At 68.8% G+C, this 12,034-nt stretch carries 10 protein-coding genes; 3 read left to right on the top strand and 7 right to left on the bottom strand.

What is annotated here, in order from left to right:
- The first annotated feature begins 146 nt into the window (after positions 1 to 146).
- On the top strand, positions 147 to 1,142 hold the full coding sequence (locus OO52_RS53755; protein WP_234340014.1) for a hypothetical protein: 996 nt from the start codon (positions 147 to 149) through the stop codon (positions 1,140 to 1,142).
- A gap of 12 nt (positions 1,143 to 1,154) precedes the next feature.
- Here OO52_RS53755 and istB read toward each other — a convergent pair whose 3' ends face one another.
- Positions 1,155 to 1,955, bottom strand: a complete 801-nt coding sequence (gene istB, locus OO52_RS44650) for an IS21-like element helper ATPase IstB (protein WP_030658996.1) — start codon at positions 1,953 to 1,955, stop codon at positions 1,155 to 1,157.
- A complete protein-coding gene (gene istA / locus OO52_RS44645; protein WP_167347963.1) occupies positions 1,952 to 3,595 on the bottom strand; it encodes an IS21 family transposase in 1,644 nt (547 codons plus the stop codon). The genes istB and istA overlap by 4 nt, the downstream gene beginning before the upstream one ends.
- Before the next feature lie 228 nt (positions 3,596 to 3,823).
- Between istA and OO52_RS44640 the strand changes: the two genes are divergently transcribed.
- The gene (locus tag OO52_RS44640; protein ID WP_030659006.1) at positions 3,824 to 4,357 is read left to right on the top strand and encodes a barstar family protein; all 534 of its coding nucleotides are present in this window, start codon (positions 3,824 to 3,826) and stop codon (positions 4,355 to 4,357) included.
- Between the two features lie 54 nt (positions 4,358 to 4,411).
- On the opposite strand, the gene OO52_RS44635 is transcribed toward OO52_RS44640, so the two are convergent.
- Positions 4,412 to 6,097, bottom strand: coding sequence for an ISL3 family transposase (locus tag OO52_RS44635; RefSeq protein WP_234340013.1), 1,686 nt, complete (start codon positions 6,095 to 6,097; stop codon positions 4,412 to 4,414).
- Positions 6,098 to 6,224: 127 nt separating this feature from the next.
- Positions 6,225 to 6,656 (bottom strand): DUF4259 domain-containing protein, encoded by a 432-nt coding sequence (locus tag OO52_RS44630; protein ID WP_030659009.1) that lies wholly within the window; start codon positions 6,654 to 6,656, stop codon positions 6,225 to 6,227.
- Positions 6,657 to 7,076: 420 nt separating this feature from the next.
- Between OO52_RS44630 and OO52_RS44625 the strand changes: the two genes are divergently transcribed.
- Positions 7,077 to 8,270, top strand: coding sequence for an ISAs1 family transposase (locus tag OO52_RS44625; protein ID WP_030659012.1), 1,194 nt, complete (start codon positions 7,077 to 7,079; stop codon positions 8,268 to 8,270).
- Here the strand turns inward: OO52_RS44625 and OO52_RS44620 are convergent.
- From OO52_RS44620 to OO52_RS51295, 3 genes are all read right to left on the bottom strand, one after another.
- On the bottom strand, positions 8,260 to 9,903 hold the full coding sequence (locus tag OO52_RS44620) for an ISL3 family transposase (protein WP_051819135.1): 1,644 nt from the start codon (positions 9,901 to 9,903) through the stop codon (positions 8,260 to 8,262). The genes OO52_RS44625 and OO52_RS44620 overlap by 11 nt on opposite strands.
- Before the next feature lie 235 nt (positions 9,904 to 10,138).
- The gene (locus tag OO52_RS44615) at positions 10,139 to 10,414 is read right to left on the bottom strand and encodes a hypothetical protein (protein WP_030659016.1); all 276 of its coding nucleotides are present in this window, start codon (positions 10,412 to 10,414) and stop codon (positions 10,139 to 10,141) included.
- 1,125 nt (positions 10,415 to 11,539) lie between these two features.
- Positions 11,540 to 12,034: hypothetical protein (locus OO52_RS51295; RefSeq protein ID WP_234340012.1), on the bottom strand; the 495-nt coding region annotated here is incomplete at its 5' end.

Below are 12,034 nucleotides of genomic sequence, written 5' to 3'. Positions count from 1 at the left end.
AAGAGGCCCTTCCTTCATGCACCCGCCCCGGACAACTCACCCGAACCAGGACCTCGTTCGAACCTGCCCGACCGCGCGGGCGGATAGAGAACAGGCAGTTAGACTCCCGGCGTTCGGATGCTGTCGATGGACTGGAAGGCCAAGCCATGGACGACGACCGTTGGGACGACTGGCCGGAACGGTGGGTCGGCACGGACTGCGACGTGCGGGCGGCCGTCAGCGCGATCCCGCGGGAGGTCAAGGACGGGTTCAGATACGACGAGGTCCCCTGGCAGCGGTTCCGGCACTTCTACGGCCCGGGCGAGGAGATCCCCGGCCGGCTCGCCACGCTCGCGTCCGGGGACGCCGAAGCTGCCGACGGGGCCTTGCGGCAACTCTGGACGAGTCTTCACCACCAGGGCGGCACGATCGCGGTGGGGGCACTGGCGGTGCCGTTCCTGCTCCGGATCGCGGCGACCGCGCGCCCCGAACTCCGTGCCCAAACACTTCGCCTGGTCGCCGAGATCGGCCGGTGTCAGCACATGGGGGACGGATCGCGGGAAGGCCTGCTCCAGGTCGCCGAGGAGCCGTTGATGATCGAGGGCAGCACGATGTGCCCGGTGGACTGGACGATCCAGGCCGCCCGTCAGGCCGTCACGGACGACCTGCACCTTCTGCTCCCGCTTCTCTCCGACCCCGACCCCGAGGTCCGCTCCGTGACCGCCTACGTTCTGGCGGCTGCGACCGGCGAGCTTTCACACGTCTCCTCTGCTCTGCAGTCCAGGCTGGAGGAGGAAGACGATGCGATAGTCCGGGTGAGCTTGATCCTGGCGATCGCCCAACTCGCCCGCGAACACCAGGATGAACACGCTCTCGAGTGGGCCCGGGGCCTGTGGTCGGATCCCGGGCGACCGCCCGAGGTCCGCATCGGCGCCGGCCTGGCCTGGCTGTGCCTGGTCACCGACCCCGCCCCCGACGAGCTCCGCGCCCTCCTCACCGACCCCGACACCCGTCAATACGACGGCCTGCTCCAGCCGGTGCCATGGCTCACCTGGATCGACCCCACCGGCGTCGGGCTGCGCAGTTGCATCGACGAAATGCTCACGGCGAACATCCCCGAAACAGTGCTTGATGATCCTTGGGGTGGAGGACCATCAAGCTGAATCATGCAACGGTCAGCCGGCTGTGGCGGGCGCTTCGGTCCGCGCCCGGGTCGAGGCGAGCCGGTAGGAGTCGGTGCCGGTCTCGATGATGGTGCCGTTGAAGGTCAGGCGGTCGACGATGGCCGCGCAGAGGCGGGGGTCGGTGAAGGTCTTGGTCCAGCCGCCGAAGGACTCGTTGGAGGCGATGGCGACGCTGTTCTTCTCCTCGCGTTCGGTGAGGACCTGGAAGAGGAGTTCGGCGCCGTGGCGGTCGAGTTCCATGTAGCCGAGCTCGTCGATGCAGAGCAGGTCGACGCGGCCGTAGCGGGCGATGGTCTTGTTCAGCTGCTTCTCGTCGGCGGCTTCCACCAGCTCGTTCACCAGCTTGGTGGCGAGCGTGTAGCGGACGCGGTAGCCCTGCATGGCGGCCTCGGTGCCCAGGGCGATGAGCATGTGGGACTTGCCGGTGCCGGAGTCGCCGATCAGGCAGAGCGGCTGGCTTTTCTTGATCCACTCGCAGCTGGCAAGGGTGTTGACCACAGCCGGATCGATGTTGGGATTGGCGTCGAAGTCGAAGGTCCGCAGCGACTTGTCCCGGGGGAACCCGGCGGCCTTGATCCGGCGCTCCGAGCGGCGTCGGGCCCGGTCGTCGCATTCAGTCATCAGCAACTCGGCGAGGAAGCCCCGGTAGGTCATCTGGTCCTTCGCGGCCCGGTCGGCGATCTCGGCGAACTCGTTTCGGATCGACGGCAGCCGCAGCAGCCGGCAGGCGGTGTCGATGGCCGTGGTCGCGGCCTGCTCGGTCAGGTTCCGCTGGCGGGGCAGGGTGGTCATGGAGCTTCTCCCTCTCGCAGGTCACCGCCGCCGGCGCGGCGGTGACGGAGCAACTGGTCGTAGTGGGTCACCGAGGGCAGCGGCCTGGTGTCCGGCGGAAGATGGTTCAGCTTCCACTCGTGCAGGAAGGTCACGCTCGCCCCTCCCGGCCCGGCAGTCGGCCGCGGCGTCTGGACCTCGGCGGCAGCGGGTTCATCCTCGGCCTGAGCGGCTTTGCGGGCCTCCAGCGCGACCGTGTCCGCGGTCAGGGCCCCGGCCCGAAGGGCGGTGGCCAGGCCGGCGACGATGTGCTCGTGCGCGAGGTGGCGGCCCAGCAGCAGCACCTCGATCAGAGCCCGGGTGCCCTCGGTGTCGCCGTGGGCCCGGACCGCCGCGGCCCACCAGGCGTCGTGGACCGGGGTGAACTTCCCGGCGGAGCGGGCCTGGTCGAGCGCGGTCGCGCCGGGAAAGGCGCCCGGCTTGCGGATCAGAGCCTCCAGGTAGTGGTCCAGTTCCAGCCGACAGCTGCCTTTGGCGATCAGCCGCTCATGCCGGGCCACCTCCACGTTCCTGTCGTAGACCACCAGGTGAGAGGCGTGCAGCAGCACCCGGACCCGCTTGCCGATCAGCCTCACCGGCACCGAGTAGCGGTTGGTGCGGACCGTGATCTGGCCGTAGCGGTCGACCCGCGGAGTGAACACCCGCCCCGTCTCGAACGGATCCTCCGGCAGCGGCAGCAGCCGCGGGCGCTCATCCTCGAAGTACTCGTCGATCGTCCGGGCCCTGGACCCGATCCGGCGCCGCCCGTCGTGCCGGTCCCACTGCTCGACCAGCTCGTTCAGCTCCGCCAGCGACTCGACCTCCGGAACCGGCACGAAGTGGTTGCGGCGGAAGTAGCCGATCTGGCCCTCGACGCCGCCCTTCTCGTGGGCGCCCTCGATGCCGGGCCGGCAGTAGAAGCTCTCGATCCCGAAGTGCGACTTGAAGGCGATCCACCGGTCGGCCTCCACCCGGGCCCGGCTCAGCCCCAGCACCCGGGCGACAGCCGCCTTCAGGTTGTCATAGCGGACCTTGCTCCGCGGAACCCCGCCCAGCGTCCGCAGCGCGTGGACGTGGCCCTCGAAGAACGCCTCCTGCCCGCAGGAGGCGAAGACGCGGTGGACGGCCTTACCCGAGTAGGACAGGCGGAAGGAGAACAGATAGCAGGTCACCAGCTCGCCAGCGAGCTTCACCGTCACGTCGCCGAAGTCGACCTCGGCCTCCATAGCGGGCTGGTGCGTCTGCGGGACGAACGCCTCGATTGGAGCCTTGCCCGACTCCACGAGGATCTGCGGCTTGCGGTCGGCGACGTACCGGCGGACCTGCTGGTAGGAGACCTCGGCACCGTGCTCTTCGACCAGGCGGTGAAAGATCCGAGTGACCGTGTGCCGCTGTTTGCGCGGCGCGTCCAGGTCGGCCCGCAGGATTCCGTCGACCGTCGCCTTGTACGGGTCCAGCGCGGTCGCCCGGGGCGGGAGCTTCTTCCTCGGCTCCGGCCAGACCGAGTCCACGGCCTTCCTGATCGTCCGCCACGACACGTTGTACTTGCGCGAGATCTCCCGCATCGTCATGCCGTCTCGGTGGTCGCGTCGGATCGCGGCGTACAGCTCGACCTTCGACATCTGCGGCATGTCCAGGGCCTTTCACCAGGATCACCCCGATGCTGGCCTGGCAAGTGCCCCGGTGACGTCGAAACTCGTGAACATCACCCGTCCGTGGTTCCGGGTGACTCCCAAACTCGTGAACAACTGACGTCACGACTCGGTTCTGGCACAGATCTTGGGGAGCAAGCACGGAGTGTGACGAGACGCTGCGTCCTGCTGACACCATGACCGGCTAGGGTCAACAGCATGGCCGCCTTTACCCCCGACTCCGCGTCCGACCTCGATTTCCGCCTCGTGATGAACACTTTCGTCACGCTCTTCTGGCGCCGTAACCTGCTGCACGAGTGCACGGCGTGGCTGGACGAACACGGCTACCAGGTCACGAGTCTGGATGCGGCTGCCTGCTCATCGGAGGGAGACCTCCTCAGAGGGATCGGCGCCGCACTGGACTTCCCCGACTTCCACGGACGCAGCTTGGACGCGTTCGACGACTGCTTCGGCGATGTCGCTGTTTACGCCGCTTACGGGATCGCCCCGGAGGCCACCGGTCTGGTCCTGGTCTTCACCGACTTCGATGTTTTCGCTGCAGCACATCCGGAGAACGCGCAGATCATCCTGGACATCGTCGCCGACAACGCCCGCCGGGCCGCGTTGTTCGGACGCCGCGTCATGTGTCTGGTCCATAGCTCCGATCCGCAGATCGAATTCGCACCGGTCGGCGCCATGCCCATCTTGTGGAACGACGCTGAACAGTCCAACGCCAGCCGACGAGCAGGCTGACCCAGGCCGCTTCACTACGGTGCAGCTGTCACAGACTGGCACGGCGGTGAGGAGTCACTGGAGCAGGATCATCTTGCGGAGTAGTTCGAATCCGGCTCGGCCGTAGAGCTGCCGCTTGATCTTCTTGATGCGGTTGACGGCGCCTTCGATGCTGCCGGAGCTCCAGTCGAGAGTGAGCCCGGCTGTCACGGCGTCGAGGTCTCGGAGCAGGTGGACTGCGAAGCCGGTGAGGCCGGGGAGCCGGCTGGCGTCGACTGCGTCGATCCAGGTGGGGAGTGTGGAGCCGAGGCGGTCAGTGAGTATCTCGCCGAAGTCGCGGACGTGTCCGGCGGCCGTGTCCAGTTCGGGGCAGCGGGCCAGGACCTCCTTCAGACCGGCCCGTTCTTCCTCGGCCAAGGTCGTGGGGTGACGGGTGATCCAACCGGTCACCTGCCGCACCGTCGGCGGCCGGGGCGGCGCCTCGGACGGAGCGCCGCGCAAGTTGGCGATGTGGGCGCGGACCATGCCGTAGGTTACGGGAGCTTGCTCGGCGACCAGCTCGCCGTGCAGGCGGGTGACGCTGGTGCATCCCTCGGCGAAGCGTCGCTCCAGGTAGGGCTTGTAGGGGTCCAGTCTGCTGGGCCGAGGGCGGTTGTCGCGGATGGTGTCCTGCCAGCGTGCGGCGTTCGCGTACCGGAGCACGGTGTTCAGGCCCCAGCCCAGGTGCCGGGCGATCGCCCGGCGTGAGTGGCCCTGGGTGAGCAGTTCGTGGACCAGTGCGTGTGCAGCCTTCTTACGCTCGGCCCGCCGGCCGCTGGGGTCCGAGTCGTCCTGCGTCGGGCCAGGGTTCGGACGGGTCGTCTCCGGCAGTGTGCCGCTGGGCGACGGGTTGCGCAGGCAGTCACGGTGGGCGGCGACGCAGGTCTCCACGGCCCGGGCGAGGCCCTGCCACAGATGGAACCGGTCAGCGACCTGCAGAGCATCGGGGGCGCCGCGCCGGGCACCCTCGGCGTATGCACCCGCCCGGTCCCGGCAGATGATCTCCACACCGGGGTGACGGATCAGCCACGCTGCCAGCGGCTCGGCTTCACGCGTCGGCAGCACATCGACCACGCGATGATCTTCGACGCTCGTCAGCACGGTGGAGTAGGTCTGGCCGCGACGGATCGCGAAGTCGTCCACGCCCAGCACCCGCGGAGTACTGAACCGTGGATCGGGCAGCGCCATGACCCTCCGGAGTAAGGTCATCCGTCCCGCGCCGAAGCCCAGCCGGGCGGCCAGCCGGGCGCCGGCCCGTCCGGCGAGCGCGAACCCCACTCGCTCCAGGGCGCGGTTGAGCCGAGTGGTGAACCGTGCGTACGGCGCGGCCAGCTGGGAGAACGGCTCGGCGAACGTCCGGCGCGGACAGTCTGCCGCCCCGCAGATGAAGCGCCGGACCGTCAGCCGGATCACAAAGCCTTGCTCAGCGAGCGGAAGGTCTTTCAGCCTGCGCTGGTACCGGTCATGCACCCGGACCGAGAAGCGGCCGCAGTCCGGACATGCAGCCCCAGCGGCGCGGCCTCTCGCCACCACCTCGACCGTGCCGAACGCTGCCGAAACCGCCTCGACATCCACCTCGTCGATCCCCTCGAAAACCAGCGAGTCCCAGAACGGTGCATCGGTCTGCATGACCAGCACCATCACCGCTCGCAACGGTCCACAGCAGCGACAGGCAGATACCTGAGGGAGCGTCATTTCCTGGTGCCAGACGACAAGGCGCACGCCGTCTCACACGAGCCAGACTCCTCGCAATCGAGCAGGGAAGTAACGCTCGGCGACGCTCCCCAAGATCTGTGCCAGAACCCACGACTCGGGTTCTGGCTCAGCTTTCGTGCTGTGTGACGCTCCGTTACGGCTGGACGTCGAAGAGAGCAATGGACGGGGGTGGCGGGGCGAGCACTGCGCGAAGGCGCGTCAGTATGGCTCGCCACTGCTTCCAGTCTTCCGGGTCGACCCAGTTTGAGGCCGGCCCATCCTCGTCGCCGACGATGCGGGCGAGGGCTTCGTCGGCGAGTACCCGAAGGTCGGAAGGGAACGCGGGCATCGGTGTTTCCGGTCCGTAGGACATGTCGACGGGTTCGCCTCCCTGGCATTGCGCCGCGATCAAAGTGGCGGCGGCCACCGCCTCTTCCGCTTCCGCGAGGTAGCCGGTTGCGTCGATCGTCCGGATGAGGACGCCTCGGATCAGGGCTTCACGTGCCTCGGGCTCGGCATCGTCGAGCGCGTTGGCGAAGTCCGCGGCTGTGTCGTTGTCGAAGGGACCGGTATCCCAGGTGCCCATGCTGATCTCCTTGCGTATGGTCGCCCGGATCTTCGCATCAGGCACTGACAACACGGCTACGGGGCGAGCAGGGACTTTGCGAGGTCGCGGGTTGGGTGAGATCGCCGGGTGATGGGCTGCCATGTCTCGTTGGTGCGGGGCCCGATGCCGATGCAGGCACGGCGTTGGTGATCATGTAGATGTCGAATCCGCATGACCACAACCGAAAACCGTGCCTGCCGTCTCATCTTCTCCCATCCCCTCGGGCCTGGAGTAACTGGCCCGTACCCTCTGCCCAGGGCATTGCATGAAGCGGATCCGTCCGGTTCACGCGCCTCGTCCATGACGTCGCGTCATGTCTGGTTCTGGGGCCGGGAAGCAGTGCAGGCACGGGCCGGGTGATCATGTGGTTGTCGAGACCCATGAGAACCGAACGAGACCGTGCCTGCCCTTGCATCATCCCCCATACCCGTCGCGCTGGAGCACCTGGCCCAGGCTCCTTCTTCCGCACCCCTCGTCGACGCAGCCGGTCTGCGTCCCTTCCTGGACGCGGTGCCCGACCCGCGGGATCGCAGGGGCCGCCGGTATCCGCTGTCCGCGCTGCTGGCGGCGGCAGCGGCTGCCGTGTCGGCCGGAGCCCGCTCCCTGGCTGCGATCGGCGAGTGGATCATGGACGCACCGCGCTGGGCCGTGGGCGCCCTCGGTTTCACCCCGGATCCCCTGACCGGGCAGGTGGTGGTCCCGCATCCGGCGACGGTGCGCCGTCTACTCGCCCGTCTGGACGGCGACGCGCTGGATGCCGCGATCGGTGCCTTCCTGTCCGCACGGACAGCCCGCACCCGTGAGCCAGACACGCTGTGGCCGATCGCGGTGGACGGCAAGACCGTCCGCGGCTCACGCACCCGGACCACTGTGGCGATCTCGTTGCTGGCCGCGATGGCGCACAGCGGAGAGGTCCTCGCCCAGCGTCAGGTCGCCGACAAGAGCAACGAAATCCCTTCCTTCGCCCCGTTGTTGAACGGCATCGACCTCACCCACGCCATGATCACAGCGGACGCCCTGCACACTCAGCACAGCCACGGCACCTACCTGCGCTCGCGAGGAGCCCACTACATCGCCGTCGTGAAGAAGAACCACCCCGGCCTGTTCTGCCGCGTCCGCACCCTGCCCTGGCGCGAGATCACCCTCGACCACTACGAGCGCACCCGGGCCCACCACCGCGACGAGATCCGCCGGCTGAAGACCGCCGCGTTCGCCCACCTGGACTATCCCGACGCCCGCCAGGCCCTCCAAGTCGTGCGCTGGAGACGAGACCTCGGCTCCGGCAAGCTGACCATCGAGCGCGTCTACCTCATCACCAGCCTGCCGCCCGGCGCGGCCACCGGCGCCCAGCTCGCTTCCTGGATCAGAGGCCACTGGGGTATCGAGAACCTCCTCCACCACGTCCGTGACCGGACCTTCCGCGAGGACGACTCCAAAATCCGTACCGCTCAACTGCCCCGCACGATGGCCAGCCTCCGAAACCTGGCCATCGGCCTCCACAGGCAAGACGGCCAGAAGAACATCGCAGCCGCCCTCCGGCGAGCGGCCCGCGACTACCGTCGGCCCCTGGCCCTCCTCGGCCTCACCGGATGAAACCGGACAAGATCACTTCACGCAAAGACCCTGACGGGGCGAGCAGGACCCGTTTGCGAAGAAGGCCGAAGCCTGCGCGGCCGAACATCTGGCGCTTGAGCATCTTGATCCGGTTGACGTGTCCTTCAACGACGCCGGAGTTCCAGGGCAGCGTCAGGCCGGCGATGACGGCGTCGCGGTCTCGGTCGATGCCGGCCGCGAGAGTGTGGAGGCTGGGCAGGTCGTCCTGGCGGACGGCGTCGAGCCACTGAGGGAGTCGTTCACCCTGGCGCTCGGTGAGCATGTGGGCGAAGGACCGGACATGACCGGTCAGGGCATCGAGTTCGGGGCAGTTGGCCAGGACGGCCTTGAGCCGGAGCTGCTCGATCTCGGTCAGCGTCTCGGGTCGACTGAGGATCCATCGCGTCACCACGCGGGGTGCCGGCGGTTGCGCGGCGACCGGCCGTGGCGAGGTGCGCTTCTCTCGCAGGTAGGCGCTGACCCGGCCGTAGCTGCTGCGATAGCCCAAGGGAATGATCTCTTCCCAGAGCTTCCAAGCGTTGGTGCAGCCCTCGTCCCAGCGTTGGTCCAGGTAGGGCTTGTACTCGTCGAGGACGGAGGTCCTGTTGTGCTGCCACTGGCCGCGGAAGAGGTCTTCCGGCTTCGCAGCGTCGGCGAGGCTCTTGACGGTGCGGTGGGTCATCTGGAGCTGACGCCCGATGGAGCGGCGGCTGTGGCCGGCTTCCAGCAGCGCGTGGACCGTGGCATGCCGGGCTCGGACGCGGTTGGCGAACCGCTCGCTCCGCCATGGCGAGTCCGTCTCCTCCTCGGGCGGCGCCGGTTCGTCGGCCTTCGCCACGGGATCGGGGACCAGAACCCGAAGGCACTGGCGGTGGCGGGCCACCGCACGCTCAGCGGCTTCCCCGAGGTTGTGCCAGAGATGCCAACGGTCCGCGACCTGCGTCGCCTGGGGTGCCCCGGCTGTGGCGCCTTCCGCGAAGAACGGCGCGCGGTCCCTGCAGAGGACCTCGATCCCTGGCCGCTGGGCGAGCCAGGCGGCCAGGCTTGATGCCTCTCGATCAGGCAGGAGATCGATCGGACGACGGGTCTCGACGTCCACCAGGACAGTGCCGTAGCGGCGGCCCTTGCGGGTGGCGTACTCATCAACACCGACCACCCGAGGCATCGGCACCTCCGGCTCGGGCAGCGTCTCGACCAGGCGCAAGACCGTGCTCCGGCTGATGGACATGCCAAGCACGGCAGCTAGGCGGGCGCCGGCTCGACCGGCCAGGGCGAGGCCGACTGCGGTCAGGATGGAACGCAGTCGTTCGGTACGCTGGCCGTTTCTGCGGGTGAGGCCGGGTATCTGCTCCACGAACGTCCGACGTGGGCACTTGGTGTTCCCGCACCGGAACCGCCGGACTCGCAGTTGGAGTACGACGCTTCGCCCGGCGCTCGGGACATCAGCGAGAAACCGCAGGTAGGAGCTGTGAACCCGGGTCGAGCAGACTCCGCATCCCGGGCAGGCGGCGCCGGCCGTGGTGCACTGCGCGTCAAGGCGCACGTTCTCGATATTCACGTCCACCGACCGCACCGCGATGTCCGCGATCGCCGGGAACAACAGCTCCTTCAGCTGGAGCGCAACGTCTTCCACGGCCCGGACTGTCAGCCCAGCTGCACTGACCACCGCCCATTTTCGGGCGACTTCGCGTACCGCCCAGAGACGCTCAGCCGTCACTCACCGTGGCCGCTGCACGAAAGCTGAGCCAGAACCACGACTCGTGATTAAAGCCACTCATCACGTATCTCGCCTGCCAGGACAGCGTGCTGGCTTGGTGCGCAGTGGTCCGCGCCGACTGCGCCTCGGCACGGACCACTGCCCCTCGCGCTCACCGACGAGGGCCCTCCCACGGGCGGAGCAGCGCCGCATACAGGATCGCTGCACCTGGCAGGTAGACACCCAGGACCGCGCCGGCCGCGCTGAGCGGATCGGCCCAGGACGGCCAGAGACGCACCACCACCGCCGTGCCGAGCGCCAGCAGCATCCCTCCGGCGACGAGCGCCAGGAGCAGGCTGCGGCGCACGACGATGAAGAGCTGGCGGGCTGGGGCGAGCTGGTGGTCGTCGGCGGCCAGGGTGGGAACGGCCGGGGTCTGGTCGGACATCGGGTGCGGTCTCCTTGTCGGTCGGATCGGGGCAGGGCTGCCCCTGGTTGGGTGGCGGGACCTTGCAGGGCCCTCAGCCCTTGCGTCTCGGGGAAGGCCCCCAGACAGGCGGCGCTCAGATTCGCGGATGCGGGGGTTAGGCCCGCAAGCCCGGCCTGACCAGCGCGTCTACAACCGTTGTGAGCCTCGTCACGCGGTGGGCGTGGGGCCGGGTGGGGCGCAGGGTGGCCCCCCGGGGCCCCGCGGCGTCAGGTGCGCGACCACCCGGCGATGGCAGACAGACCCGCGCCGGCCCGTCGGCGGACGGCTCGCCGACCGGTGCCGCGCCCCGGGCGCGGCACCGGTCGGGGCGCGGTTGGCGGCTGCCGTGCTGTGCCGCCACGGGCGAACCGACGGCGGGCGGCGGACCTGACGGCGGCCGAGCGGTGCACCGGAGACAGGGCACAGCCCGCCGGCCGGGCCCGAGGTCAGCTGCGGCGCCTTCTGCGGCGCTCCAGTCATCCGGAAAGCCCCCTGAGCCGACGGCTCTTCGGCAGCGGTGGCGGGGACGCCGGCAGCGGTGGATGTGATGGCCTGGGTGGGACGGCGGGCTGCTCAGCCGGTGAGCCGGCTGAGGGTGCGACAGGCGCCGGGGGCGGCGTTCGCGGCGCATCGGTGGACGGCGCGGGCGGAACAGGGGGGTGCGGTCTGCGCTGCGGGACGTCGGGGGCTTCCGCCGGCGGCGGCACAGGGTGTGGTGGGATGCAACGCGTGGGCGCGGCGGGGCGTCGGCGGGCCCCCGTGGAGCGCGGTGTCCGCTTCAAAGGGCCGCGCGCGGTCCGCTCGGTGGCACGCTGGTGGGCGGTGAGGGCGGGCGGGCTGACCGGCTGGGTGGCCGAGCCGGTGTCCTCATCGGTGTGCCAGTACGCGATCTGCCACGACTCCTGGGCGAACAGGCGCAGCTGGGGCACGCGGCCGTCGGCGAAGGTGCCCCAGGAGCCGACGGCCAGGACATGCGTACCGACGGTGAGCGGTTCGATCAGGGTGGGGTGCATGGAGCGCAGCACCACCACGCGGAGCTGGCGCAGTACTGGTTGCAGCAGCGACCGAGCTCCCTCTCGCTCATAAAGGATGCAGCCCGATGCCTCAGGTGGATGACTCGTTGTCAGCCAGATAACGTGCCGCGTACGCGCGAGCTGCAGCACGGGCGTGAGGAGCGTGAAGAACGACTGTGTGAGAGACGAAGAAGTCGGGCCGTTCAGCCGTGGTCAGTACCAGGCCGTCGTCCCGGAGACGGTGCTCTGTCATGCCGGAGAAGACTCCGTCGGGGACGGGAAGTCGCGCCCAGGGATTGTGCAGCACGTGGAAGCCCTCCCTGAAAGTCTCGTGATCCTCTATTCCATAGTCACCCACGACGTAGGCGTGATTGAGAGGGCGGTCCGCATTCGGATCCGGATCCGGCAGGCTTCCGTAACGCAGCAGGGCGACATCGTCGGGGCCGTAGCCCCGTTCTGTACCCATCCGGTGGAACTTCGCAACCGTGGGGTTGCGTCCTGAGAAGTGGTGTACGGGTTCCCACCTGATCCGGGCGTTTGCCCCGGCGTCGGAGTGAGAGTCCGGATACAAGAACGGCCACCGGCT

Origin of the sequence: Streptomyces flaveolus (assembly GCF_000716535.1) — a bacterium.
GTDB lineage: Bacteria > Actinomycetota > Actinomycetes > Streptomycetales > Streptomycetaceae > Streptomyces > Streptomyces flaveolus_A.
The sequence above is the reverse complement of the archived record's forward strand: the minus strand, read 5'-3'. Positions and strand labels throughout refer to the sequence as shown.

What these genes read in the sequence shown, in the direction of transcription:
- istB (WP_030658996.1), bottom strand. Translation starts at nt 1,955, where the DNA reads ATGACCACCCTGCCCCGCCAGCGGAACCTGACCGAGCAGGCCGCGACC.
- OO52_RS53755 (WP_234340014.1), top strand. Translation starts at nt 147, where the DNA reads ATGGACGACGACCGTTGGGACGACTGGCCGGAACGGTGGGTCGGCACG.
- istA (WP_167347963.1), bottom strand. Translation starts at nt 3,595, where the DNA reads ATGTCGAAGGTCGAGCTGTACGCCGCGATCCGACGCGACCACCGAGAC.
- OO52_RS44615 (WP_030659016.1), bottom strand. Translation starts at nt 10,414, where the DNA reads ATGTCCGACCAGACCCCGGCCGTTCCCACCCTGGCCGCCGACGACCAC.
- OO52_RS44640 (WP_030659006.1), top strand. Translation starts at nt 3,824, where the DNA reads ATGGCCGCCTTTACCCCCGACTCCGCGTCCGACCTCGATTTCCGCCTC.
- OO52_RS44630 (WP_030659009.1), bottom strand. Translation starts at nt 6,656, where the DNA reads ATGGGCACCTGGGATACCGGTCCCTTCGACAACGACACAGCCGCGGAC.